This window comes from Paenibacillus sp. FSL K6-3182 (assembly GCF_037976325.1).
In the GTDB taxonomy this organism is placed as follows: domain Bacteria; phylum Bacillota; class Bacilli; order Paenibacillales; family Paenibacillaceae; genus Pristimantibacillus.
The window spans coordinates 7,502,409-7,529,269 of sequence record NZ_CP150265.1 but is presented as its reverse complement, the minus strand read 5'-3'; the positions used below and the strand labels follow the sequence as shown (position 1 = coordinate 7,529,269).

General features: G+C 44.9%; 24 protein-coding genes and 1 pseudogene. 19 read left to right on the top strand and 6 right to left on the bottom strand.

What is annotated here, in order from left to right:
- Positions 1 to 20: 20 nt before the first annotated feature.
- Together MHH56_RS32970 and MHH56_RS32965 are read right to left on the bottom strand one after the other, a co-directional pair.
- The gene (locus tag MHH56_RS32970; protein ID WP_076266563.1) at positions 21 to 1,340 is read right to left on the bottom strand and encodes a hemolysin family protein; all 1,320 of its coding nucleotides are present in this window, start codon (positions 1,338 to 1,340) and stop codon (positions 21 to 23) included.
- A 315-nt stretch (positions 1,341 to 1,655) separates the two neighbouring features.
- Entirely contained in the window at positions 1,656 to 2,012 is a 357-nt protein-coding gene (locus tag MHH56_RS32965; RefSeq protein WP_339205793.1) for a hypothetical protein, read from the bottom strand.
- Between the two features lie 206 nt (positions 2,013 to 2,218).
- Between MHH56_RS32965 and MHH56_RS32960 the strand changes: the two genes are divergently transcribed.
- From MHH56_RS32960 to MHH56_RS32895, 14 genes are all read left to right on the top strand, one after another.
- Complete coding sequence (locus MHH56_RS32960) at positions 2,219 to 3,280, top strand: LCP family protein (RefSeq protein WP_256710808.1); 1,062 nt, start codon at positions 2,219 to 2,221, stop codon at positions 3,278 to 3,280.
- Positions 3,281 to 3,361: 81 nt separating this feature from the next.
- Entirely contained in the window at positions 3,362 to 3,790 is a 429-nt protein-coding gene (locus MHH56_RS32955) for a CBS domain-containing protein (RefSeq protein WP_076266562.1), read from the top strand.
- A gap of 233 nt (positions 3,791 to 4,023) precedes the next feature.
- Positions 4,024 to 4,938 carry a DUF2232 domain-containing protein gene (locus MHH56_RS32950; protein WP_339205790.1) on the top strand — a complete coding sequence of 305 codons (915 nt, stop codon included), beginning with the start codon at positions 4,024 to 4,026 and terminating at the stop codon, positions 4,936 to 4,938.
- A gap of 18 nt (positions 4,939 to 4,956) precedes the next feature.
- On the top strand, positions 4,957 to 6,918 hold the full coding sequence (locus MHH56_RS32945) for a DHH family phosphoesterase (protein ID WP_076266560.1): 1,962 nt from the start codon (positions 4,957 to 4,959) through the stop codon (positions 6,916 to 6,918).
- The gene (rplI, locus tag MHH56_RS32940) at positions 6,915 to 7,358 is read left to right on the top strand and encodes a 50S ribosomal protein L9 (protein WP_076266559.1); all 444 of its coding nucleotides are present in this window, start codon (positions 6,915 to 6,917) and stop codon (positions 7,356 to 7,358) included. The genes MHH56_RS32945 and rplI overlap by 4 nt, the downstream gene beginning before the upstream one ends.
- Positions 7,359 to 7,524: 166 nt before the next feature.
- Entirely contained in the window at positions 7,525 to 8,886 is a 1,362-nt protein-coding gene (dnaB, locus tag MHH56_RS32935; protein WP_339205788.1) for a replicative DNA helicase, read from the top strand.
- A gap of 190 nt (positions 8,887 to 9,076) precedes the next feature.
- A complete protein-coding gene (locus MHH56_RS32930; RefSeq protein WP_076266557.1) occupies positions 9,077 to 10,363 on the top strand; it encodes an adenylosuccinate synthase in 1,287 nt (428 codons plus the stop codon).
- Between the two features lie 216 nt (positions 10,364 to 10,579).
- Entirely contained in the window at positions 10,580 to 11,254 is a 675-nt protein-coding gene (locus MHH56_RS32925; RefSeq protein ID WP_339205786.1) for a hypothetical protein, read from the top strand.
- A 140-nt stretch (positions 11,255 to 11,394) separates the two neighbouring features.
- Positions 11,395 to 12,969, top strand: a complete 1,575-nt coding sequence (locus MHH56_RS32920; protein ID WP_339205784.1) for a M23 family metallopeptidase — start codon at positions 11,395 to 11,397, stop codon at positions 12,967 to 12,969.
- A 228-nt stretch (positions 12,970 to 13,197) separates the two neighbouring features.
- On the top strand, positions 13,198 to 13,953 hold the full coding sequence (gene yycF / locus MHH56_RS32915) for a response regulator YycF (protein ID WP_076266554.1): 756 nt from the start codon (positions 13,198 to 13,200) through the stop codon (positions 13,951 to 13,953).
- Positions 13,950 to 15,800, top strand: coding sequence for a cell wall metabolism sensor histidine kinase WalK (gene walK, locus MHH56_RS32910; protein WP_339205781.1), 1,851 nt, complete (start codon positions 13,950 to 13,952; stop codon positions 15,798 to 15,800). The genes yycF and walK overlap by 4 nt, the downstream gene beginning before the upstream one ends.
- Positions 15,797 to 17,254 carry a two-component system activity regulator YycH gene (yycH, locus tag MHH56_RS32905; protein WP_339205780.1) on the top strand — a complete coding sequence of 486 codons (1,458 nt, stop codon included), beginning with the start codon at positions 15,797 to 15,799 and terminating at the stop codon, positions 17,252 to 17,254. Before walK ends, yycH begins: the two co-directional genes overlap by 4 nt.
- Positions 17,255 to 17,286: 32 nt before the next feature.
- Positions 17,287 to 18,042, top strand: coding sequence for a two-component system regulatory protein YycI (gene yycI, locus MHH56_RS32900; RefSeq protein WP_339205778.1), 756 nt, complete (start codon positions 17,287 to 17,289; stop codon positions 18,040 to 18,042).
- Between the two features lie 33 nt (positions 18,043 to 18,075).
- Positions 18,076 to 18,882, top strand: a complete 807-nt coding sequence (locus MHH56_RS32895) for an MBL fold metallo-hydrolase (protein ID WP_076266550.1) — start codon at positions 18,076 to 18,078, stop codon at positions 18,880 to 18,882.
- Here MHH56_RS32895 and MHH56_RS32890 read toward each other — a convergent pair.
- Entirely contained in the window at positions 18,851 to 19,072 is a 222-nt protein-coding gene (locus MHH56_RS32890; protein ID WP_339205777.1) for a hypothetical protein, read from the bottom strand. The genes MHH56_RS32895 and MHH56_RS32890 overlap by 32 nt on opposite strands.
- Positions 19,073 to 19,232: 160 nt before the next feature.
- On the opposite strand from MHH56_RS32890, the gene MHH56_RS32885 reads away from it, so the two are divergent.
- The 3 genes from MHH56_RS32885 to rlmH all read left to right on the top strand — a co-directional run bounded on the left by MHH56_RS32885 (position 19,233) and on the right by rlmH (position 21,732).
- The gene (locus tag MHH56_RS32885; RefSeq protein ID WP_339205775.1) at positions 19,233 to 20,612 is read left to right on the top strand and encodes a S1C family serine protease; all 1,380 of its coding nucleotides are present in this window, start codon (positions 19,233 to 19,235) and stop codon (positions 20,610 to 20,612) included.
- A 271-nt stretch (positions 20,613 to 20,883) separates the two neighbouring features.
- Positions 20,884 to 21,051, top strand: coding sequence for a CxxH/CxxC protein (locus MHH56_RS32880; protein ID WP_063847536.1), 168 nt, complete (start codon positions 20,884 to 20,886; stop codon positions 21,049 to 21,051).
- Positions 21,052 to 21,252: 201 nt separating this feature from the next.
- Positions 21,253 to 21,732 (top strand): 23S rRNA (pseudouridine(1915)-N(3))-methyltransferase RlmH, encoded by a 480-nt coding sequence (gene rlmH / locus MHH56_RS32875; protein WP_339205773.1) that lies wholly within the window; start codon positions 21,253 to 21,255, stop codon positions 21,730 to 21,732.
- Positions 21,733 to 21,758: 26 nt separating this feature from the next.
- Here the strand turns inward: rlmH and MHH56_RS32870 are convergent.
- From MHH56_RS32870 to MHH56_RS32860, 3 genes and pseudogenes are all read right to left on the bottom strand, one after another.
- Positions 21,759 to 21,908: pseudogene (locus MHH56_RS32870) on the bottom strand (IS110 family transposase); the annotation flags it as partial.
- A 221-nt stretch (positions 21,909 to 22,129) separates the two neighbouring features.
- The gene (locus MHH56_RS32865) at positions 22,130 to 23,551 is read right to left on the bottom strand and encodes an MDR family MFS transporter (RefSeq protein WP_339205771.1); all 1,422 of its coding nucleotides are present in this window, start codon (positions 23,549 to 23,551) and stop codon (positions 22,130 to 22,132) included.
- Between the two features lie 76 nt (positions 23,552 to 23,627).
- A complete protein-coding gene (locus MHH56_RS32860; protein ID WP_339205769.1) occupies positions 23,628 to 23,867 on the bottom strand; it encodes a hypothetical protein in 240 nt (79 codons plus the stop codon).
- Positions 23,868 to 24,486: 619 nt separating this feature from the next.
- On the opposite strand from MHH56_RS32860, the gene MHH56_RS32855 reads away from it, so the two are divergent.
- Both MHH56_RS32855 and deoD read left to right on the top strand, forming a co-directional pair.
- Positions 24,487 to 25,923, top strand: a complete 1,437-nt coding sequence (locus tag MHH56_RS32855; RefSeq protein WP_339205767.1) for a helix-turn-helix domain-containing protein — start codon at positions 24,487 to 24,489, stop codon at positions 25,921 to 25,923.
- Between the two features lie 212 nt (positions 25,924 to 26,135).
- Positions 26,136 to 26,852, top strand: a complete 717-nt coding sequence (gene deoD / locus MHH56_RS32850) for a purine-nucleoside phosphorylase (RefSeq protein ID WP_339209790.1) — start codon at positions 26,136 to 26,138, stop codon at positions 26,850 to 26,852.
- The last annotated feature ends 9 nt before the right edge of the window (positions 26,853 to 26,861 follow it).

Here is a 26,861-nt window from a genome sequence, read left to right as displayed (position 1 = left end):
AGTGCGCCTTCCTTTATGTTTTAACCAACCTCTGGTTTGAGCAGTCGAATGGGTGGTCCGATCGTCAGCTCAACTTTATTGATGCGATGTTTGCTTACTTCACGAACGGTAAAGGTCAAATTATGGAAGCCAAATTGTTTACCAGGCTTAGCTTCTTCCATTTCACTGTACAGCCAGCCGCCGACCGTATCGACTTCTTCATGCTCAAGCTCAGCTCCTATAAGGTCGCCCAGCTCAGTAAGCGATACCTTGCCATCCAGCATATAAGATGTATCCGACAGCATCTCGATATCTTTGCGTTCATCGGCATCGAATTCGTCTCTTATGTCGCCGACAATTTCCTCCAAAATATCCTCAATCGTTACAAGGCCGGAAGTGCCGCCATACTCATCTACGACGATCGCAAAGTGTACGCGCTCCTGCTGCATCCGTTTTAGCAATGTCTTGACAGGCATCACCTCGGATACGGACATGACAGGCTGTATAAGTGTTTGCAAATCAATTTCTTTGTTTACTTGATATTGAAGAAACAATTGCTTCGTGTTGATCATCCCGACGATATGGTCTTTGCTGTCGCCGGCAACAGGGAAGCGGGTATACTGTTCCTTGCGAATAATATCCATGTTTTCTTGCAGCGTATTGTTCTTATATAAGACGGTCATGTCTGTACGCGGAACCATAATTTCTTTAGCTAAAATTTCATCAAAAGCAAAGATCCGATTGACGTAACCATATTCCGTATTGTTGATTTTACCGCTCTCTAAGCTGTCTGTTAAAATAATTTGAATTTCTTCTTCGGAATGGGCGTTCTCATGCTCCTTCGCTGGCTTTAAGCCAAACAAACGAACCAACGCATTGGCAGATCCATTCAAGACCCAGATGAAGGGGTACATGACTTTGTAGAAAAGAATAATCGGTTTTACGACAGTGAAGCTGACAAGCTCTGCCTTCTGGATGGCAATGCTCTTAGGAGCAAGCTCACCAACGACCACATGGATAAATGTGATAAATAGAAAGGCGATTAGAAATGACAAAATGTGACTCAAATTACTGTTTAGATTCCATTGCTCGAATAGAGGGAGAAGCAGTTTTTCAACGGTAGGTTCTCCTAACCAACCAAGTCCGAGCGCTGTAATTGTAATGCCAAGCTGACAGGCAGATAGGTAACCATCCAAATTGCTTACAACACGTTGAACGGCAATTGCGTTTTTCTTGCCTTCAACGACTAACTGGTCGACACGGCTGGAACGAAGCTTAATGATTGCAAATTCAGTAGCTACGAAAAAAGCGGTTAACACAATTAGTAAAGCAACTAAGAGCAGATTAAGTCCTATACCCATAATAAATGTTCACAATCCTTCTTATTCGTATTTAATTGATGTTATTTAATAGTACGAACTTTCTGCCAATTCATCAAACCGCTGAAAAAGGGTTATACGGCTGCAAAAGCTCAATTTTACCGATTTAGAGAAGCCAGTAGAACAATATTAGCCGATACCTAGCGATTACGAGATTATTTGTCTGGTTTAATGAATAGTTCTTATGAACTCGAAATCAATAAAAAAAGAACGGCAGCAGGCCGTCCAATTTTTTTGAAATATAAGAAAGGATATGATTTACTGCTACTTACCTTATATTTCGTAGTTTAGGCGATATTAAAACTTATTTGCCTGCTGCTCTGACCACTCACCGATGACAGGCAGCTTATTCAGCTTCCCTTGCAGCGTGAGCAGCATGAGGCCAATCCATGCAATGAAAGCGGCTAGACCAAGCAATATCCCTAGCAGCCAACCAATTATCGGGATAAAGCCTAACAAAATATTAGCGGCAATGAAAGCGACCGATAAGACGATAGACTGTACAGCATGCAATCTAACGAAGCGGCTCTTCTTCTCTAGCACAAGGAATATAATGCCGGTTATAAAACCTGCCAGGTAGCAAAGCAAGCCTGCTACTTTCGGATCAAGTCCCGTTGATGAGCTGTCTGGTTGTAAGGATGGAGGTTGATTCAAGAGATTCACCCTTTCTATTTTACCTATACTTGCAATGATTGTATTCGTCATACATTTTCAGTAGACCTCTTTATTTTATAAAATATTATCCAAAATTGGTATCAAAACTTTGTAAAAGGTTTGTAACCTGTTTCGACAAATTATCGTCTAAACTAAAGAATGCGTATTTATAAAAGAATTGATAAGATAGGAGAAGTCATCATATTATGAATAAAATGAATAAACGTAGATGGTTAATTGCTGCATCAGCTGCAGTAGTGCTTCTTGGTGTTGTTGGTTTTTTCAACAGAGGAACATTGGCTATGCTAGGGTTTGATTGGTTTCTGGAAGGTCAGGTAAAGAAGCAGCTTGAGCAATCTTATAAACCTATCGATGGACGGGAACCCGTTCCAGTGAGTACAATTAATAAGAAACAAGATCCATTCTCCATCCTGCTGCTCGGCATTGACCAACGCGGCAAGGAGACTGGACGATCGGATACGATGATCTATACGGTTGTTCGTCCAAATGACGGCGAGATGCTCATGGTTTCCATACCGCGTGATACGTATGTAGATATCGTCGGTAAAAATAAAGAGGACAAGATTACGCATGCATACGCTTTTGGCGGTGCGGGAATGGCAATGAACACGGTTGAGAAGTTTTTAGACACACCTATTCAATATTACGCTTCAATTAACTTTGAAGGATTCCGTAACGTGATCGACACGCTTGGCGGAATTTCGCTTCCTATCGAAGAGGATATTGTGAATAAAGATGCTGATCATGAGAAATTTGTCATTAAAGCTGGCCAGGACACTTACAACGGTAAGGATACACTGAACTATGTTCGTTATCGTGAGGATGCTGGCGGCGATATTAATCGTACAGAGCGTCATCAGATTTTCTTGAATCTTCTTATGGATAAAGCGAAACAAATGAATCAATGGTCCAAAATTCCTGAGCTTATGGATATTATGGGCGATAATTTCAGTACAGATATGCGTCCGCAGCAGCTAGTCGATTTGGGTCAAATCATGCTCATGGCGAAGGATCGCAAAATCTATAGCCATTCGCTGCTTGGTGACGGACATCGCTTGAAGAGCGGCGGAGCTTGGTATTATTTTGCCGATGAAGAAGATTTGTCGAAGGTACAGACCATGATCAAAAACTGGTTAGATGCAGATACACCTGCTTCCAGCTTAATATTGCCTGATAAGTACAATGAAGATAAGGTCAAAGATGTAGGTGCATTATCAAGCAGCGAAACGACGACTAAGCAGCCTTAATGCTGCTTGCTCCGCTCCGTCTTGCTGCTTTATGACCAATGGGAATGGAAAGAGCAAACGGATCGGAGTGGTTTAAGAAAAATGAATATCGCGTTTTTTTTGTTGCCTAAGCAAGAGGTTGTGTGTGTTACCCAGGATGTAACGTTAAGACAAACGCTAGAGCGTATGGAGTATCATCGCTATACGGCGGTCCCTATCATTAATGATGATGGCGGTTATGCAGGTACGGTTACGGAAGGCGATTTGTTATGGTATTTTAAAAATCATGCTGACTTATCACTGGAACAAACCAATAAGGTGAAGCTAATCGATGTACCGCTTCGAATGAACAACAAGACGGTACGAATTGATGCCAATATGGATGATCTGATCTCGCTGGCGAAGGTGCAAAACTTTGTGCCTGTTGTCGATGATATGAACCGTTTTATTGGCATTGTACGCAGAAGTGAAATCATTGATTACTGCCAAAAAATTATTATGGAGCAGCATAATGTGCTTCAGGATAAATAAGAAACGGCAGCGATTGGGATCGTCTTCAGGTACTATTTTCAAACTAGGCAGGGCAATATAATAAGCAATAAGACGGAATAAGCTTGCTGTTCCGTCTTTTTCTTTTATAGGAAGCGCCTAAGCGGACAGTTCGACTAAAGAGTGAGCCTGCTGGAATGTGAGTGATATGTTTAGCTTTTATGCTATAATGAGTTGTAAAAGTTTCGTAAGAAACCAGATTATATAAGCAAGAGGTGAACGGTTTGAGAACCGGCTTGAAACCAGTGCTGTGGAGCTTTGTGGCACTCCTTTTATTATTGTCCCTTCTAGTACCGCTATTTAACGTAATTACCATGCTGCTGCTTATGGTGCCGTATGTCGTGCTGTATACGATACTGTCGCCAAAGTCTTTTGTGCTGCATCTGCTTCCGGTATGGGCGCTGGCATTTATTATCGGCGGGCCAGCTACACTTATTATCGGATTATTTTTCCTCATACCGTCTATTGTGATGGGCCACTTGTATATGAAACAAGCGCCTGCCTCAAAGGTTCTTCGGACGGTCAGCGTCGTCGTTCTTGCTCAGTTGATGCTTGAGTTGATCATATTCGAGGCGTTCTTGAATATTTCGCTCATTAAAGAGCTCAGAACATTTATAAGGTCAACAGTCGATGAACTGATGACAAAGCAGCTGCTTCCTACAGAATGGAATTCGGATCTAACTGAGGTTGTTGCTCGTACGATGGTTAATTCTATTCCTGTGACCTTTATTATTATCGCTTTCGTACTCACTGCTATATCGCAATTTATAGCTCGCAGAGCTGTAAAGTGGAGCGGCGGCCCGGAAGTGCCTAGGTTTACGCGTGCCAAAGATTGGCGTTTGCCTCGTATACTCGTTGTGCTTTATTTAATTACTTATGTAATCGAGCTGTTCTCGTCGACGACGAGCGATTCTTTTTTTGCAGTGGCTTTGATGAACTTGTTACCTCTGCTTAGTTATGTTTTTGCGTTTCAGGCTGTCGGATTTTTCTTTTTCCTTGCTCATCAGCGAGGATGGAACAAAGCGGTACCGATTCTTATTGCGATTCCGGTGCTATTGATCCCGCCGCTTAGCTTGATCGGCGTGCTGGATACTGCTTTTCCAATCCGCAAGTCGTTTACGAAACCATAGCACAGGAGCGGATAGGAAATGCCGAAGTTTTTGGTTACACGATGGCACGGAATGCATCAAATGTGGGCCTTTGCATTGATGGTGCTCATGTCAGTGGGACTTGCATGGTTCGAGTGGCTGCTAGGGCTGCTCGGATTACTGCTCACGGCCTTGGTATTGTTTTATACCATAATGGCAGAACGTGCTTTCCGCAAAGATTTGAAATCGTATCTAGGCACGTTGTCCTACCGGGTTAAAAAGGCAGGAAACGATGTCGTCAGCGAGCTTCCTTTCGGAATTATTTTATATAACGAGGATCGTATGGTGGAATGGCATAATCCTTATATTGCTAATATGGTGGAGCGGGAAACCGTCATTGGCGTTCCGCTTGCGGAGCTGTTCCCATCATTGCAGCAAGTGAAGGAACGTGAAGGAACGATTGAAGCGACAGTAGGCTCGCAAGTTTATCAGCTGATCTTCAAGCAGAAGGAACGTATTCTTTATGTGAAGAACATTACGGATCTGTGGCAGCTTGGCCGCAAATACGATGATGAGAAGCTCGTTATCGGCATTGTAATGATCGATAATCTTGAAGAAGTTACGCAGGGTCTCGACGATCACCAGCGCAGCTCTATGCTCTCGAAGGTGACGACGGAAATTACCGAGTGGGCTCAAAAGTATCATATTTATTTGAAGAGGCTCACGTCGGATCGTTTTCTGCTCGTGACGGATCAAAAAACGTTAAAGCAGCTTGAACAGTCTCGTTTTGTCGTGCTGGACGAGGTTAGAGATATTACCGGCGATCACAAAATTCCGGTTACGCTGAGCATCGGTTTTGCGGCAGGGGCTGAGCATATAATCGAGCTCGGTCAATGGGCGCATATGAGTCTTGATATCGCGCTCGGACGAGGCGGCGACCAAGCAGCGGTGAAGGTTGGCAGTCGGCAATCCTTCTATGGCGGCAAGTCGAATGCGGTGGAGAAACGGACACGTGTACGCGCACGGGTTGTCGCACATGCATTACGTGATCTGATACGCGAGAGCCATAACGTAGTCATTATGGGGCACAAAATGCCCGATATGGATGCGATTGGAGCAGCTATCGGTGTAATGAAGGCAGCGCAGCTGTTCGGCAAGGAAGCTTATATTGTGTTAGAAGGCGTAAATCCAGCCATTCAGAAAATGATGGAGCTCATCCGCGAAGACGAGAAGCTGTCCAAACGCTTTGTCTCACCGGAGCAGGCCTCGGCATTAATTACACCTCAGACGCTCGCTGTCGTTGTTGATACGCACAAGGTATCGATGGTTAAGGAGCCTAAGCTGCTTACACAGACCGACCGCATTGTCGTTGTCGATCATCACCGCCGCAGTGAGGAATTTATCGCGAATGCGATATTAATTTATATGGAGCCTTACGCTTCATCAACATGTGAGCTCGTAACGGAGCTGCTGCAATACATCCATGATCGAGTTGTACTGGATGTAAGGGAATCAACAGCTTTGCTTGCCGGTATTACGGTGGATACAAAGAGCTTCTCGCTTCGCACTGGTGCGAGAACGTTTGAAGCGGCATCATTCCTGCGCCGTAATGGGGCAGATTCGATGATGATTCAGCGGATGCTGAAAGAGGATCTTGAGGAATACGTACGCAAGGCCGAAATTATTAAGCATGCTGAGGTGCTTTATGAGCATGTCGCCATTGCTGTAACCGAAAGCGGTCGTAAATATTCGCAGCTGCTCATCGCGCAATCAGCGGATACGCTGCTGAATATGACGGATATACTTGCTTCCTTCGTTATCGGAGAGCGCCAAGATGGGCTTATTGGCATTAGTGCGCGTTCACTAGGCCATATGAATGTACAGGTCGTCATGGAGAGAATGGGCGGAGGCGGACATTTGACGAATGCTGCCGCTCAGCTGGAAGGCTCTGTGGTGGAAGTAGCGGAGCGTTTGAAACAAGTGTTAGAAGAAATTGAAAAGGAAGAGGGGTTATTTGAATGAAAGTAATCTTTTTGCAGGATGTTAAAGGACAAGGGAAAAAAGGGCAAGTAAAGGATCTGTCCGAAGGGTATGTACGTAATTTTCTATTGCCGCAAGGGCTTGCGAAGCTGGCATCCGACGGCAATCTGAAGACGCTTGAAGTACAGCATGCTTCTGAACAGAAGCGCAAGGATAAGGAAAAGCAGGACGCGCAAGAACTAGGCAAGAAGCTTGAAGAGATGACCATCGTAATTAAGACAAAAGCAGGCGAGGGCGGCAGACTATTTGGTGCCATTACGAGCAAACAAATTGGCGAAGCATTAGCGGCGAAAGGCATTAAAGTAGATAAACGCAAAATCGAGCTTGATGATCCAATCCGTACGCTGGGTGTTACACAAGTCGTTGTGAAGCTTCACCCTGAAGTGAAAGCAAAGCTGAACGTGCAGGCGTCTGAAGAATAGAGCAGTCTAAAGTATAAGCCAAGGTTTGTTACAGAACCTTGGCTTATGCTTACGAAGTAGGCTTTTATGAAAAACTTAGCTATATGCTTACGAAGTAGGTTTGCTACGCAAACCTTAGTGTATGCTTACGATGTAGGTTTTCTTCGAAAACCTTTAGGAGGGGCCCATGAGCACTGAATTGATGTTTGATCGTGTTCCACCGCAAAACTTAGAAGCGGAACAAGCTGTTATCGGAGCGATATTGCTGCAATCAGAAGCCTTGATTACAGCGATGGAGCGCGTGCGCAGTGATGACTTCTACAGCGGTCCTCACAGACAAATATATGAGGCGATGGTTGAAATCGCGGAGAACAACCAGCCGGTTGATCTCGTGACTTTGACTGCGCATTTGCAGGATCAGCATTTGCTTGAGGAAATTGGCGGAGTAAGCTATTTGGCAAAGCTTGCCAACTCGGTGCCAACCGCAGCAAACGTTGACTACTATGCACAAATTGTAGAAGAGAAGTCGATGCTGAGGCGCCTTATTCGCACAGCAACCAACATCGTATCCGATGGTTATGCGAATTCGGAGGATGTAGGTGTACTTCTCGGAGATGCAGAGAAACAAATTCTCGAAATATCGAACCGCCGCTCCGGCAGCGGGTTCATCTCCATTAGAGACGTATTGATGGAGGTATTCGAGAAGGTAGAGCAGCTGTACCAGGATAAAGGCGGCACAACAGGCATTCCATCCGGATTTACCGATCTGGATCGGATGACGGCTGGCTTCCAGCGAAGCGACTTGATCATCGTTGCTGCCCGTCCTTCTGTAGGTAAAACGGCATTCGCGCTTAACGTTGCACAAAATGTCGGCGTTCGCGCACGCGAGACCGTCGCGATCTTTAGTCTGGAGATGTCAGCGGCACAGCTTGTACAGCGTATGATTTGCGCAGAAGCAAATGTAGACGCCCAGCGGATGCGGACAGGGCATCTTGAAGGCGATGACTGGGAAAAGCTGACGATGGCGATTGGGTCGCTTTCGGAGGCACAAATCTTTATTGATGATACACCGGGCATTACGGTCGCAGAAATTCGCGCCAAATGCCGTCGCTTGAAGAAGGAAAAAGGGTTAGGCATGATCATGATAGACTATTTGCAGCTGATCTCCGGCCGCGGTAAAGCGGGCGAGAATAGGCAGCAAGAGGTTTCCGAAATTTCACGTACACTGAAGCAAATTGCGCGTGAGCTTGAAGTTCCCGTTATTGCACTTTCTCAGCTAAGCCGGGGCGTTGAGCAGCGGCAAGACAAACGTCCGATGATGTCCGACCTTCGGGAATCGGGATCTATCGAGCAAGATGCTGATATCGTATCGTTCCTTTACCGGGATGATTATTACGACAAAGAATCTGAGAAAAAAGATATTATCGAGATCATTATCGCGAAGCAGCGGAATGGACCGGTAGGCACGGTTGAGCTCGTGTTTCTCAAAAAGTACAATAAATTCGTAAGTATCGATCGCGCGCATCAAGATCCGATGCAAGCGTCGTGAATATCCGAACAATTGCATGTGTAGTTATGCAATTGTTCGTTTTTAGTTTGACTTCTCGATGTTGGACTGCTACACTATTAATGCTGTCTTTTGACTTGTGACACGGGCCCTTTTATTAAAGGTTTGCTGGTGTATAAAGCATTGGGACGGTAATTTTCGGTGCTTATAAACACCGGACGGGGGTATAATTATGTCTACGGTTGTTGTAGTTGGTACACAGTGGGGAGACGAAGGTAAAGGCAAAATCACTGATTACTTGGCAGAGGGAGCCGACGTCGTCGCTCGTTACCAAGGAGGAAACAATGCCGGACACACCATTCTTATTGATAACAAAAAATATAAATTGACGATGATTCCATCGGGTATTTTCAATCATGATAAAACTTGCGTCATCGGTAACGGAATGGTTATTAATCCGGAAGCTCTGATTGACGAAATTAACTATATTCACGAAAATGGCTTCTCTACTGATAATTTGAAAATTAGCGATCGCGCTCATGTCATTATGCCTTATCACCTTGTGCTTGACGGTCTTGAAGAGGATCGTAAAGGCGATAATAAAATCGGCACAACTCGCAAAGGGATCGGCCCTTGCTACATGGATAAAGCGGCACGCAACGGCATTCGTATTGCTGATTTGATGGATGCTGAGGAATTTGAATCCAGAGTTCGCAGCATCATCATCGAGAAAAACCAATTGATTGAGCAAGTATATGGCGGAGCGCATCTTAATGCGGATTCCATCGTTGCCGACTATCTTGGTTATGCAGAAGTGCTTCGCAAATATGTAACAGATACTTCTGTTATTCTAAACGATGCTATCGATGCTGGTCAGAAGGTTTTGTTCGAAGGCGCTCAAGGCGTTATGCTCGATATTGACCAAGGAACTTATCCGTACGTAACATCATCCAACCCATCAGCTGGCGGAGTTTGTATCGGTTCTGGCGTTGGTCCGTCAAAAATCCAGCAAGTTATTGGTGTTGCTAAAGCATACACAACTCGTGTAGGCGATGGTCCTTTCCCAACAGAGCAAGACAACGAAATCGGTCAAATGATTCGTGACAAAGGCCATGAATACGGTACAGTAACAGGTCGTCCACGCCGCGTTGGCTGGTTCGATACGGTAGTTGTTCGTCATGCACGCCGTGTTAGCGGTATTACAGGTCTTTCTCTGAACTCGCTAGACGTTCTTACAGGCCTTGAAACAGTTAAAATTTGCACAGGCTACAAATTGCGCGGCGAAGTGATTGATACTTACCCAGCAAGCCTCAAAATGGTATCAGAGTGCGAAGCGATTTACGAGGAGCACCCAGGCTGGTCAGAGGATATCTCTGGCGCGAAAACACTTGAGGATCTTCCAGTGAATACACGCAATTACTTGAACCGTGTATCCGAGCTTACAGGTATTCCAATTGCGATCTTCTCCGTTGGCCGTAACCGTGAGCAAACAAATCCGGTTCGTCCGATTTACGAATAAAATGTTTCTTACAAAGGGTGGCCTGCGGGCCATCCTTTTTTTTTGTATATAAAAATGTTGAAAACTCGCTTTTAAACACGTAATTTATAGGAAATTAATAGAGTTTAGAAGAATGGTTGTCCCTAATGTTGACCATAATGGTATATAACAGATTATGGCAATTGCAGCTGCTAAATAACAATTTGTCAGCTGCTGGACGAAGGGATTGGTGCGGCAATGTTGAAAAAAGTAGAATGGCTGGCGAAAATTGTAGCAGCAGGATTAATCGTAAGCTTCTTATCCATTTGGACGACGGGATATATTGTAACCAGCTATGTGGAAACGATATTAAAACAATTCAATTTACCGCTTGAAGTGCCGCCGATGGCAATGTCAGGCGTATGGGGCAAACTATGGGGAGCAGATCCGCTAGTAACGACGGATATTGCAGATAAAGAAGAGAAGAAGACTATAGTTGATGGTGAGGATACTCCAGCAACAGATGCAGGTGAAAATGAGCAGGCTGATCCACCGGCAGCCATCGACGCCTTTGGCCAAGCAACGGATGCTCCGCTTACCGATATGGGCATTGGCGGGGGCACCGAAGCAGGAAGTGGAGCAAAACCTGAAGATGGCAGTGTTGAAGAGGGAACAGCAGGTGTTGATGATACCGAGACAGCGATGACAACGGATGATTTGACTGAGGTAAAGGATCAAATGAGCGATGAGGATAAGGAAAAGTTATTCAGTCTGCTTATGACAAAATTACCGCAAGAATCGTGGCAAACAATCTCTCAATATATCGAAAATGGGTTGACAGAACAAGAGTTGACAGAGATTCAACAAATAATGGCACAGCACCTCGACAAGACCGAATATGGGCAAATGATGGAGATTCTGAAAAAATATTAATATTGTGAATAGGGTGTAAAGGTTGCTCCAATTGTTGGGCATATGTTACAGTATTAGGCGAACGATCCGACAGGATAATTCGTCTTTTTTTATGTCGGAAATCGGAAAAAAAGTTGCATTAGCGCGAAAAGGAGACAATCATGACCGTTTTCAGGGACAAGGGTCGGATTCAGAAAGTATGGAATCAAGCGATTCAGTACTTTCGGCATGACCGATCGCAACAACTGGATGGCAAGACACAGCAACAATCCGCAAGTGATCAGGCAAACAAGCCGTTTTGGCGAAAAAAGCCGGTTCAGTTAGCGGGCGGGGCGCTCGTACTCCTCACAGTAGCCGGATTTAGCGGAATCCAATATGTTCAAGCAAACACAGTCGAATTTTATAACGTATATATGAATGGAACAGCCGTTGGAACCGTAAGTGATCCACAAGAAGTAGAGCAGCTAGTTTTGCTGGAAACCGAAGAGGTTCAGCAAGCTAACCCGGGCATTAACATGGTGCTTGATACAGGAACAATTACCTATGAGCCTGATCATGCATTCAAAGGAGCTCCAGAAACTGCTGGTACGCTGGACAAGCTTGAAGGGTTGTTTACCTCTCATGCGGTTGGTGTCGAAGTGAAGGTTGATGGAAAAGTCATCGGTATAGTGAAAGACCAACAGACAGCAGATGAAGTTTTATTGCGCGTGCAAAGCAAGTTTGCACCGAAGCTTGCCGCAGCGAAGAAGGAAGCAAAGGAAGTGAAGTCGCTTTCGTTCAATGCAAAAGATGCAAAGCCGCCAGCGCTTGATTCAAAGGCAGCCTCTAAGCAGCCTGGGCGTGAAGTGACAGAAGTTGAATTCATTGAAGCGGTAATGATGGAATCAATCGATACCGATCCAGAACAGATCATGGAAGCAGAAGCCATTTATAAGATGCTCGTTCAAGGCAGTATTCAACCAACTAAATATACGGTACAAGCAGGCGATTGCGTTGGCTGTATCGCACAGAAATTTGATATTTCCCCAGAGGTTATTTATAAGAATAATGCATGGATTAAAGATGATAAGATAACGATTGGCGATGTTCTAGATCTAACGGTGCTCCAACCGGAGCTCACAGTAAAGACAACCGAGAATTTAGTTGAAGTTGAAACGATAGAACCACCCGTTGAAATTAAGAAAAATGCGAGCATGCGTGTAGGCGAGTCGAAGACGATAGCAAATGGTACGGCTGGATCCAAACGAATGACTTATCGCATCGTGAAGCAAAACGGTTACGTCGTATCCGAAGAGCTTCTCACGAAAGAAGTAATTAAAGAAGCGACTCCAAAAATTGTTGAACGAGGAACGAAGGTTGTTTTGGGAGAAGGATCAGGACGTTTTGCAATGCCTGTCTCCGGATCTAGAATGACTAGTAAGTTCGGGAAACGTTGGGGACGCATGCATAACGGTATTGACCTTACTGGCAACAAGAACATTCTTGCATCCGATACAGGAAAAGTTGAGTTTGTTGGAACGAAGCCAGGTCTAGGCAAAACGGTTATTATCAATCATAAGAACGGCTACAAAACCGTATACGGTCACCTTAGCTCTTACAATACCAAAGTAGGGGATATTGTTGAGAAGGGTGAAAAGATTGCTATCATGGGCAGTACAGGAAACTCTACTGGCGTTCATTTGCATTTTGAAGTACACAAGGACGGCGTTTTGCAAAATCCATTAAAGTACTTATAACATATACCCATAATTTACTAGAGAGAAACACTTTTGCTATAAGCGAAGTGTTTCTTTTTTTTGCGTATATAAATGATGTGTATGGACATGGAGTATTTAACTGATTCATGCAGTGATGGCGGACTGAGGAAAAACCTTTCAACATGAGGGAAGTTTCATTGTGAAGCAAGGGATAACAGTGTTAAAATAGAAGGTAATAAAAAGGACAAGCGACGGGCGGGTGTAGCGATGCACGGAAAAATATTAGTGGTCGATGACGAACAGCCGATTGCAGATATTATAAAGTTTAATTTGGAGAAGGAAGGGCATCAAGTTATTTGCGCTTTCGATGGCGGTGAGGCGGTTCGGCTTGCGTTCGAGGAGCTTCCTGATCTTATTTTGCTGGACCTGATGCTGCCTGTAAAGGACGGTATGGATGTATGCCGCGAGGTTCGTGCCAAGCTGCAAATGCCAATCATTATGCTGACGGCCAAGGATACGGAAATTGATAAGGTGCTTGGGCTTGAGCTGGGCGCTGATGATTATGTGACAAAACCATTTAGCACAAGGGAATTGCTCGCGCGAGTGAAGGCGCATCTGCGCAGGCAGCAAAAGACAGAAGAAGCTGCAAGCGGTGATCATTCTGGCACTGCCGATCATTCCGCCGAGCAGGAGCAGCAGGGCTTTAAGCTGTTCAACCTATTTGTGGATACTGATATGTATGTCGTTTATAAGGACGGCGTACCGCTTGATCTGACACATCGTGAGTATGAGCTCGTTTATTATATGGCCCGCAACAGCGGCAAGGTAATGACGCGGGAGCATTTGCTTCAAGCAGTATGGGGATTTGAGTATTTCGGAGACGTGCGAACGGTTGATGTTACGATTAGAAGATTGCGCGAGAAGATTGAGGATGATCCAAGTCGCCCTGAGTACATTATGACACGGCGCGGTCTCGGCTATATGATGCGCAACTCCAAGTCCGGAGGCTTCGGCCCAGGATGAAGGGCAAAAGTTTTTTTCGCACAATCCAAGTAAAGCTGGTCATCATCTATTTGCTGCTTATATTGGTGGCTATGCAGTTGATCGGTGTTTATTTTATAAGTACGGTCAAAAACTCCTTAATTGACAGCTTCACGAAAAATTTGAAGGAGCAAGCGGATATTTTATCTAAGTTTGCAGCTCCAAGCTTAGCGGCTAAACCAGATACTGAGGGTGATTCTGCGGAAAGCACGACAGAGGATCTTAGCTTGGTCGTTCGCAATCTGTTCAGCATTAGCGGCGCCGAGGTGCAGGTGCTTGATTCGAACGGGAAGATGGTAGCAACGTCCGTTCAAAGCAACGAAGCCTATATTGGCCAGAAGAACAAGTCGCTTGCTGTAAGCCGGGCACTTCAGAACATTACAGACAATGAGCAAGAAATTATAGATGATGATAATACACGCAAAAAGATGATTGCCCAGCCAGTGACGATTAATGACAACAAGGTGGTTGGGGTTGTATATGTCGTTGCGTCTATGAATGAGCTGTATGAGACCGTCAACAGGGTCAATCAGATCTTTTTCTCAGGGACGCTTATTGCGCTTGGTCTCACGGGTGTGCTTGGCATATTGCTTGCTCATACCATTACGAGCCCGATTCAAGGTCTGACGAGGCAAGCAGAGGCGATTTCACAAGGGAAATTCGATCTGCAGGTGCCTGTGCTTGGCGATGATGAGATTGGCAGCTTGAGCGTTGCCTTCAACGATATGACGATTCGGCTTAAAGAAGCCCTATCGGTTAATGAAGAGGAAAATGAGAAGCTGAATTCCGTTCTCTCCAACATGAGCGATGGCGTTGTTGCAGCGGATGAGAACGGCAAGGTCATCGTATGGAACAGGAGAGCATTAGAACTGCTCGACGTACGCTCCTGTGAAGGACTTGAGTTGTCCGAGCTGTTCGATCTATCCGAGGAGCGGCTCGAAGAGCTGCAGCAAGGGCGCGGTCAGACACTGCTTATTGAACGTGATGAGGATGGGCAGGAGATGAACGATAATGATGAAGGGCTGCTAAAAGTAACCTTTACGCCTATTCATCGTCGGGATAAGGGCATTACCGGAACGATTGCTGTCTTGCAGGATGTGACAGAGCAAGAGAAGCTTGAGCAATCGCGGCGTCAGTTCGTCGCGAATGTATCGCATGAGCTGCGTACACCGCTTACTACAATTAAGAGTTATGCAGAAGCACTTAATGACGGTGCGCTGGATGAACGGGAGTTATCCGAGCGGTTTGTTGGCGTTATTCGCAATGAAACGGAGCGGATGATTCGGCTTGTTACTGATCTGCTGCATTTGTCGCGGCTCGATTCAAACCAAGCGCCGCTGCGCCGCAGACAGACAAATGTTCATGACATGCTTGATGAAGTGGCTGATCGTTTCTCATTTCAGCTTAGGCAGAAGTCGATTAAAGCCGCAGTGAGCGTTGATCAAGGGCTGGAGTCCGCTTGGCTGGATCGCGATCAGATCGATCAGGTGCTTGATAATTTATTCTCCAATGCAATCAAATATACGCTGGACGGTGGAACGATTGAATTAACGGCGAAGAAGCCGGCCGATTCGGCATCACTTTCAATTAGTGTGAAGGATACTGGCATTGGAATTCCGAAAAAGGATTTGAATCGTATTTTTGACCGCTTCTATCGTGTAGATAAAGCACGTTCACGCAACATGGGCGGAACCGGCCTTGGGCTTTCGATTGCCCGGGAAATTGTGAAGGCACATAGCGGTACGATTTCACTTGATTCCGAGCTAAATGAAGGAACTACGGTTACATTCACTCTACCACTTCTACAGGAAGGGGGCGAGCTGGCATGAAAGAAAAAATAAAGACAACAACGCTTATCCTGCTAGTTGTGCTTAGTCTCCTTCAAAGCTATTTGCTTGCTTACAGCATGCCTGGTCTTGGCGCTACGGTAAGAAGCGATCAGGATTATGTGAATTCGGAGCCAATAGGAAAACCGACAAGCGTAGAGAGTGTTATTTTTCCAGAAGCGTTAGTTATCCACTTGGGCGGTAATAAGCATACCATCATCTATCCGGGAACACAGTTCTACGAGATGATTCTTAACCAGCGCATTCAGGGTAGAGAATTTAAAGGGTTCCAGCGAAGCCCTTCGGATGTGCTCAACTGGGAAGAAATTCGCAAAAACGATATCGGTATCGAGCTTCGCTTTGATAACGGCATTCCAGTAGAGCTGCTGCAGAAGCTGCTTAAGCTGGAAGGCGATTTGCTGTTCTTGAACGAAACGATTGACCGCATCTGGATTTTCAAGACGTCGGGCACCGAGGAAATTCGAACGTTCTTTTTTAGCGCTGATGGCGAGATGGTTTATGAGTCCGTTCGTGCGGATCTAACGGTACGCGATGTGCAGGACTATGTGGGGTTCGGGCAGTTCCAGCCTAAGTACACCATGACAGCAGACGGCCTCTATATTCCGGTTGCGCCAATTCAGTCAACGGAAATCGTATTTCCTTACGAGACGTATTCGCCAGATTTGATGAAACGAAGCTTATTCTTCGATCAAAGCACAACAAGAGCAATTGAAGACCGAGGCGGTTCGCAAATTTATACAGACGGCAAGCGGGGATTGCAGGTAGAACAGAACGGCAAGTGGATCAGCTATACAGATCCAAGCGCTCCGCAAATTACGGAAAACTTGCTTAGCGACAATGTGTATGCCTCAGTAGATTTTGTCAATCAGCATGGCGGATGGGACGGCACACATCGTTTTGTGAATGCTATGCCGGGCAGCGAAGGCAAGGATATTAGATTTAAGCAATATGTCGAGCAGTATCCTGTTATGGATACGAAGCCGTTCCGCTATGGGTACATGAGATTAAGGCTTCAGCAAGGTGTCGTAACCGAATATTCGAGAACACTTATTACGCTTGGAGCGCAGTCGGAATCGAGGAATGTTCGCTGGTTGTCAGGCGGGGAAGAGCTGGAGAAAACGCTCAGTAATTACGATAGACGCAGCGAAGTGACAGCTTTGTTCCCAGCGCTGCAAGCAGCTCAGATCGATGAGAACAGACTTCGGTTCATACCGGTATGGGCTGTTCGCTTGAAAGACGGTACGGAAGAAATATTGGTAGAGGCTTATCGAAGCGGATTTACACCGCCTGAGCAGAAGGATGAGGACGCTGTGCAAGGTGAGGCTGATGGCAATTCAGAGAAGCCAAATGATACGACAGCAACAGCAGCTAATGCTGCAGGAGCTGTAAGCTTATCAGTGGGTGCGAGCCAGATTCGTTCGCTTAATGGACCATAGAAATAGGATACAAAAGCAGGAGGTGAAGGCGATTGGATTGGGGACGAGCGAAAAACGTGCTTATTATTTCGTTTTTGCTGCTCAATGTATTACTTGGTTATCAGCTATGGCTGGATATCAGGGAACAGTTGAACATTAATGTAAATACGGCGGAGCTGCCGCAGGATAAGTTACTGCTCATGCAGCAGAAGCGAATTTCGTTAGAAGCCAATCTATCGCTGGAAACACCTGAGCTCAAGGACTTAACTTATTTGCTCCACTCTGACAGCCGCAAAAATGCGGAACCAGTCATATTGAAAGAACCGGTGGATAGTACGATCATCTATTCCAAAAAAGAATTAATAAAGACGCTGGGAGATCGTATTCCTGAGCTTGATCAATATGCATTTGATTTGCTGAACAGCAGCGTAGGCGAGTCTGTTTTTTATCGAGTAGTAGAAGGACGTCCGATGTTTGATGTGAAGCTGAAGCTTTATATTAAAGATCAGAAGATTACTTCTTTTTTGCAGGATCGCGTAGAGCTGCTCGGATCAGGTGAAGCCAAGCAGGTGCTGCCAGCTGCCAAGGTGGTAGCGAGCTTGATTGAAACTTATTTACCCGATGGTGCGGTCATTACCGATATCCAGCTTGGCTATAAAGGACAAATCTTTGATTCGGAGCGTCAAGTATCGGTGCCGTCATGGCGTGTTATGCTGGAGGACGGCCATCTGTTTTACGTGCATGCCATCAGCGGCGAGGTTGCAACGGATGATGAGCAAGGGGAAGCGGCAGCGAACGGTTTACGTTAACGGGAGCAGGAGAAGGGACAGGAAAAAGCAATTATGGGACTTCGATTTACAGTACTAGGAAGCGGCTCGACCGGCAATGCAACCATTGTTCAGGGGAATGACAAGATGGTCATTGTAGATGCCGGTATGAGCGCGAAGAAGCTGGATGAACTTATGCGCGAGCGCGGAGTAATGGGTCATCAATTGGACGGGCTGTTCGTCACACATGAGCATTCCGATCATATTAAGGGATTGGGTGCTTTTGCAAGGAAATATGATTTGCCCATTTATGCAAATGAGGCAACGTGGGCTGCAATGGAGAGGCATGTTGGCACGATTGCTCCAGAGAAGCGAGTGTTTATGGAAACAGGTGAAGAGGTCAACCTCGGTTCAATGGCCATTCAATCGTACCCGATCTCGCATGATGCGGCAGAGCCTGTAGGTTATTGCTTTGTAGAGAATGGCGAGAAGCTGAGTCTAGCTACTGACCTAGGTTATGTAAGTGAAAAGGTCAAACGTCAAATTATTGATTCCGATGTGCTCGTGCTTGAGGCCAATCATGATACGGAAATGCTTCGTATGGGGCGTTATCCGTGGAATACGAAGCGCCGGATATTGAGCGATGTTGGCCATTTATCCAATGTGGCTGCAGGCGAAGCGCTGCTAGAGCTCATGACAGATCGAACAAAACGCGTTTATTTGGCTCATTTGAGCCTTGACCATAATTTAATGGATTTGGCAATGCTGACCGTGAATACTATATTAGAGGACCATGGAATATTTTATAAGAAAGAAGAACATCCTCTACGCGCAACCTATCACGACCGACCTACGTCATGGGATGTAGTGAAGCAGAAATAAGGGATTCCAGCTGTGCATCAAGCACATCCGCTTTAGCACTTAGCTCTTCTCTAGTAAGTATGCCCTTATCTATAAACAATTCTAGCATCGCACTTAAGGTGAGAACGGTACGGTAGTGATCATCCTTTAAATCTGCTAGCTTTGCAGCAAGCTGAACATGTTCCCAAGCGACTGGCGTTTTGGCTTTCATATAAGCATTTCTCCTTTAGTGGAACGAATTTTGAAGCGCAACAAAAAACTTCGGATAAGCATCGCATGATTCTATTATTATTTTAGTCATTTCTTCCGAAAACATTCCTAGATTCAAAAAAATAGTCTTGATGTAGGGGACTTTGAGAGGGGCGATAGTAATGAGCTTATTCGACGACGATTTTTATTCAACCAAAGTATCCAAGCGTGCTGCTCGCGAGAGTAAGAAAGGAGACTTTGCATTTCGATATAAGAGCGGTGGACGCAAGTGGTCCAACGTTCGTATTGCATTTGTATCTTCTATCACGAGCGCGGTAGCTGCAACGTTGTTGTTCGGTGCTGTGTTTGGCGGCGGAGGCAGTGGTACGACCAGCGGCGGCGGCGGTGCACCGGTAACGGGTGGTATACAAGTGATTGATCCGCTTGAGCGTCCTATACAGGCTTCAGCGAAAGTAAGACCGGCCGTCGTAAGCGTCATTAATCAGCAAATGTTCTCTCTTGGAATTGGAAAAGACAAATCGCAGCCGGAAAAAGAAGAAGGCAAAGGTACACTTCGTGAAGCGGGTGTTGGCTCAGGTGTCATCATTAGCAAGAAGGATGGCAAAGCGATTATTATTACGAATTACCACGTCATTGATCAGGCACAAGCGGTAAAGGTTGTACTGATGAATGGAGAAGCGCGTGAGGCACGTATTGTCGGTAAAGATCAAATTACGGATCTTGCAGTGCTGGAAATTGACGCAAAAGGAATTGAAGTCGTTGCAGAAATTGGCGATTCGTCTGCGCTTCGCCCTGCTGAATATATTATTGCGATCGGCAACCCGCTCGGACTCGGAGAGTCTGTGACCACGGGCAGCGTGAGCAAGACAAGACAAATTGTACCAGTATCACTTAATCAAGATGGAGTGTACGACTGGGAACAAGAGGTTATTCAAATTGATGCATCCATAAACCAAGGAAACAGCGGCGGACCGCTGATCGATTTGAATGGACGTGTAGTTGGCATCAACAGTATGAAAATAGCTGATCTTGGCGTAGAGGGCATTGGCTTTGCTATCCCAATCAATCTAGCTATGCCGATTGTTGAAAGCTTGATCAAGCTGGGCCATGTGCCGCGTCCGTATCTTGGCGTATACACGATGGACTTGGAGCAGTATTGGGAGCAGCAGGACTTTGAGGATGCATACAGCAATCCTGGCGAAGGCGGAATTTTGCCGGAGGGCGATGTTCCTCATGACGAAGAAGAGGCTAACCCAGGTGATGATCAGATTCTTGAGGGCGGACAGAAGCTTACGCTGCCAGATGAGGTTTACGATGGTGTAATCGTGCTTGAAGCGGTTGGCCCTGCTAAGGATGCAGGTTTGCTGTTCAATGACGTGATTGTTAAGCTGGATCGTCATCCGATCAGCAGTACGATGGACCTTCGCAAATATTTGTACCAACAGAAGAAGATTGGTGACGAGATTGAGATTAGCTTTTACCGTGATGGGAAGCTGAAGGTTACGAAGTTTAAGCTGGCTGAGAAGACAGATGAGGAATAAGTTCGAGTGCATAAGCGCTGGATAAAGCTTGGTTAGTTCAAGCTTATTGAGCTGGAATTTTAGGAATAGCTCGAAGGAGCCGCGGTATGCAAATGGTAGCCCATTTGTGTGCTGCGGTTTTTTTTGTGCGTGGATGTGGGGAGCATACTGGGAAAGGGATCGTGCGGAGATAATACGAAAATTGTCGTCTTCACATGGAGAGGCGTTTTCTGATATGCTGTGTATAGACAATAAGGACGACCATCAACTAGGGATAGGAAGCGTGCAGACGATGTATTGTGTATGTAAAGAGCATATTGAGAAAGCATTGGACCGTTTTGTAGATGAGTATGAGGATGCACCAGACGTAGTAGATCTGAAGGAAACACAGTTTGCAGATTGGGATCCACCGCGCAAATGTGATTTTTGTGAAGAACCAGCTACTTTTTTGGTGGTTTAACTGACCGCAGAGCAGGATCTATAGGGTTATGTCCGTATAACGTGAAGGTATGAAGAAAGACTCGAATATTGAGGAATAAAGGCTCTCTTGTTCGGAGAGCATATCGGACTGAAGGGAATATCCGAGATATAGAGGATTTAAAGGACGAAAGCGCTGCGGACTGAAATAATAGATCCGAGATGATAAAGGGAAGTGTAAGGATTGCATATACAGATAGCTGCTGTTGGTAAGCTGAAGGAAAAGTACTTAGTGCTTGGCATAGCGGAATATGCCAAGCGGTTAGGGCCTTACGTGAAGCTCACGCTCACGGAAGTGCCCGATGAGAAGGCGCCGGAGACGATGAGTGCGGCGGAGGAAGCGATTGTGCGCGAGCGAGAGGGCGAGAGGCTTCTAGCGCAGCTGAAGCCTGATGCGCATGTTGTCGCGCTCGCGCTGGATGGCGAGCTCTGGTCAAGCGAGGATCTCGCGGGCCAGCTCGATAAATTAGCCACGTATGGGCGCAGCCACGTGGCTTTTGTTATTGGCGGGAGTACGGGATTGTCTCCCGCTGTGATGAAGCGCGCCCAGCAGAAGCTGAGCTTTGGGCGCATGACCTTGCCGCACCAGCTGATGCGTCTGGTGCTGATTGAGCAGATTTATCGCGGAGTGAAGATAAATCGGGGGGAACCGTATCATAAATAAGGGCACCGGTTTTTGGGAGTCAGGAAAAATTTCAATGGATTATCTAAAGTAATTCCGCGAAAATTAACAGCTCTAGCAACGTGGTTTTCTTGAGCGGTATCTACACCGACAACAAGGTGATTAACGGTCATGTTTTCAATGAGTTGATTTTGCTTATCTTGAGCTTTAAACTTCATAGTAGAGTGACCTCCTGATGTGGGATTTTAAGGGCTGTAGACCCGTTTCGTACTCACATCGTACAGAGGCGCTCTTTTTTATTCAAACTCCAAATTTTACGTTCCACAGGAATTCTAACGAGGAACGATAGTTGAATCATCGACAACAGGCCACCGATTACTTCGGTGGCCTTCTGTGCATGTTACGTTGGCTAGATAATGATGTACATTGAATCGGGTATTTAAAGGTTGGTAATCGGCTTTTTTATAAACCAACCCAGCACCAAAACAAGTATGGAAAGAATAAATTCAATCCAAAAAACCGTTTGTAGACCGGTAAGGATACTCTGTGATTTCTCATGCATTGAAGTGGGATCGAGCGAATGATGAAGATAACGATTGGCTCCGGATGACATGACGCCAACGAACAAAGCGATGCCCATTCCCCCGGCAATCTGTTGGAGCGTATTGTATATGGCTGTGCCATGGGCTACTAGATGACGCGGAAGTTGATTCAATCCCGTTGTCTGAGCCGGCATGACGACAAACGATATGCCTAAGAATAAGAGGACATGATTGAACAGAACGGAGACTCGGGTTGTATCGCTATCGATACCGGCAAACAGCCACAGCGATAGGGCGATCATGACCAGTCCGGGCATTATGACGAATCTCGGCCCGAATTTATCGAATAATTTTCCCGTCACAGGCATCATCATTGCGTTTAAAATGCAGCCTGGCATCAGAAGTAAACCTGTCGCGAATGCTGTCAACTGCATCACATCCTGCATATAGATCGGCAGCAATGTCGTGGTGGCGAATAGAACCATCATCAGGATGATTACCAATGCCGCAACCAAAGAAAAAGTGGGATGCCGGAATACGGAAAGATCAATCAAAGGCTCTTTGATCTTGAACTGCCGCCATACAAGCAAGAGCAAGAAGAGGCTGCCTATGGCAATCAAAATGTAACCCTCAGGCTCAGTCCAGACATTTACCCGGCTGACGCCGTAGATGACGCTACCGAAACCGATGGTTGACATCGCAATGGATAAAAGATCGACTCTTGGCTTGGTTAGTTCTGTCACATTCTTTAAGTACATGAACGCATAAATAATCGAAAACAATGCGACAGGAATCACCATATAGAATAGCCATCGCCAGTGTAAGGTATCGATGACCAGACCTGACAAAGCTGGCCCGATGACAGGGGCGACCATAATGACCAGCCCCATGAGTCCCATGGCCGCACCCCGGCGCTCTAGAGGATAAAGGGCGAGAATCGTATTCATCATCAACGGTATCAATAATCCTGTCCCGCAAGCCTGAACAACCCTGCCCATCAGCAAGATTTCGAATCCAGGGGATACTGCACACAAGCAGGTACCGGCTAAAAATAAGGCCATCGCAGACATAAACATCTGGCGAGTCGTGAACCATTGCTGCAGCAATGCGGTCACCGGCACCAGTACGCCGATCGCGAGCATGTAAGCCGTAGATAACCATTGAATGGTCGAAGCAGCAACGTTGAATTCCTGTATTAATCCAGGAAATGCATTAACAAGTAAATTTTCGCTAAGAAACGCAACAAATGCACCTATGAGTAACGCGGCTAACATCGGCCCTCTCTTCATTCCCCTTGCCTCTTGAACCCGTTTGTTCATCTTCTACCTCCAGAGAATATTCATTGCGTTCCACGTAGTGACTTGACACCAGATCTTCATCTGACTGTCGTGCAGGTTATCCTACACCATCACTTTCTAATAAGGAGTAAAAATTATCGCGGTCTTCATCATCGAATTTGCCAAGCGCCCGTACCCTGACAAATTCATGTCCGCCAAACATGTCGATTTCCTCGCCACAACTATTGTAAAGCGCGATTATATTACCATCCCGATTCAGCTCCATATACCCGTAACAAGTTGCCTCGGGCGCTTCGCCGTAAAAGAGCAAAAATCTGATTTTGTCCACGCTGTTCATGCAGATCTCCTTTCCTTATTCCACATCGATCTGAAGAATATTTTACGTGACAGCAGATGAATTGGAAAAAGCGATATCGCCCTGCATACTCGGAAATTCATTCCTATTTAGAAAGCATAAGGGGGGATCCCCGCTATGTCGCTCATTCTCACATTATCTCTTGACGAGATGCGATTTGGGGGTTATGATAACGTGCCAGTTAATTCAACACGGTAGATCAATAAAAAGGCTGACTTTTCGAGTGTGTCGGCACCGAATTGTCAGCCTGTCGTGCAGATCATGAAATTAAAAACCCATAAGAACATCAACAAAGGACATGCCGTGGTAGCTGATTTAACATTTTTCGCCGTTAGACCCGTTAAGCTGAACCATATCATAAATATGGTGAATTTTTTTGAACAAAATTCTTATTCGATACTGAATAACACAATTATGTTAGGGTGAGACTTAACATAGATAATGTTCAAACAGATCAAAAAGCCGATTCTTCCTTATGGGAGAATCGATTTTTCGTTAGAGGGGCTTGTTGGAATTACAGAAAAAGAACGACAAAAAGGGCAAGAGGAATTGTCCTTGTTTATCCTATAACATTCAAATTAAATTGAAATAGGGTGGGAAAATGGATAAGGAATATAAATTAGCTAGCCAACTATTAACACTGCTTGATACGGAACAAAGGTGGTTTACCTTAGCCGAAGTTGAGAAGAGTTTAGGAATCTCAGATAAAACCATACGTAAGATGGTTGAAGAGATAAGCAAGCAGCTGCCACCCGATATCACCATTGAGGTGACTAGAGGAAAGGGAGTATTTCTTCGACGTGATGGACGAGGAAAGACAATTAGTGAGGTGGTTTCTTTTATGCTCAGGCAAACCACCTTTTATCGGCTGATGAATCTATTGTTTACCACTGACGGACGATTCTCAGTGGAGGAGCTTGCTGGTGAAATGTTTATGAGCACCTCGTCTTTGAAGAAGTTGATTGTAAATTTAAATAATAATGATCTGAAACCGTATAAGCTGCACATTACTTATTCCAGCCCTAAGATCAAAGGGAATGAAATGAATATACGATATTTTTATTGGAAGTTATATTGTGATGCCTATGACTTTACTGGATGGCCCTTTGAGAATATTGACTTTGCTTATATTAATGAGTTAATCACAAATATAGAGAATGAGAAAAATATAGTTTATTTTATCAATTCAAAAAGGAAATTATCCTTTTTGCTGGCGATTGTAGTAGATAGAGTGACGAGAGGGAAATGTGTAAAAGTCGACGAGGTCAGATATCCCTGGGAAAAAGGGATGTTTTATTTGCCGGTGAAAGCTCTTGCGAAGAGTCTAGAAGAACAGCTTTCTATAGAATTTCCTGAAAGTGAAATATCCTTTATGCAATCACGAGTGAGACTCAGCCAATACCATTATTACGAAGGATCAGAAATGACACCGATAAAAGAATTCGAATTATACAAGGATAAAGAAGAGTATCAAATGGGTAATCTGCTTTTTACATTACTGGCAAAGGTATATCCGAATATGGATATGGAAGAACGATTTACATTGGAGGTATATGACTTCATTGATAAGCTTCTGATGGATAATGCCATTCCTGAATGGATGATGATTTCAAAAAGCAATTTATCGACATATGTTCAAAAAGAGTGCCAGCAGATATATCAACAATTGCAAGACTGCATGAAAACGTGGAATGAAGCTTATCCTTCTGTCTTGTATAATGATTTCCATTTAACAAAACTAACCTTAATTGTTCGTTCAAGCTTACGTTATAAAAGAAAAAAGGCCTTCTTAGTGATCGGTGAAGAATTCTCAATTCGTCATTACATAGCGGATTTGATTAAAAAGGAAATTGGGGATCAGTTGATCGTTAATACTTCCATTATGAAAGGACTAACCGACGAAATGGTGCAGCAGCATCAAATTGATTTTGTCATTAGTAATTTCCCTGTTTCATTAAAGACAGTACCTGTTGTTACTATCTCTACGATTCCATCAAAAAGAGATCTGGACAATATTCGTAAAGAATTACTTTTATAATTTGACCAATTATTTTCCGTACCCTACGTAAGATTTTGGTCTAGTTTGCGATGATAAAAAACCTTATGCTCAAAGCAGGTTCTAAACGATTAATACTGACCTTCCTTAAGGAAATTCGTTTGGAGAATACTAAAGCATCTATTTTCCCGTCGGTAAATGGAAGCGATTTCGGAAAATCTGAGTGCAGTATTCAGATTATTGGAGGAAACCATATGAGCAGGCATTTAGGTGCAAAAAAAGGAGAAATAGCAGAACGTGTTTTGCTTCCAGGAGATCCTTTGCGTGCAAAATTTGTAGCAGAGAATTTTTTAGAGGAAGCCTATTGCTATAACGAAGTAAGAGGTATGTATGGATACACTGGGTTATACAAAGGTGTGCCGGTGTCGGTTCAGGGGACAGGGATGGGTAACCCATCGATGAGCATATATGCAACGGAACTGATCATCGATTACGAAGTGAAGAAATTGATTCGCATTGGCACATGTGGCGCGATGCAAGAAGATGTAAATATCCGTGATATTGTATTGGCCCAAGCCGTGTCTTCAGACAGCAATCTGACGGAGAAAATTTTCCATGGCTGCAACTATGCGCCTACGGCAGATTTCTCATTGTTAATGAAAGCATATCAACACACACAAGGTAAGCAAGCGAAAGTCTTTGTTGGCAACATTTATAATTCGGATGAATTTTATCGTGAAACGTTGGATCGACTTCACAAATTTATGGACTTTGGCGTATTAGCAGTAGAAATGGAAAGCACATCGCTCTATACTTTGGCTTCTAAATATGGGGTAAAAGCACTGTCCATTTTGACCGTGGGCAGTCAATTATTAACGCAGGAGCACTTAACTCATCAAGAAAGTGAACAGTCCTTTTATGAAATGGTAGAAATAGCTCTTAATACAATCATTGATGACACTAGTTTATAGGTTTAAGGG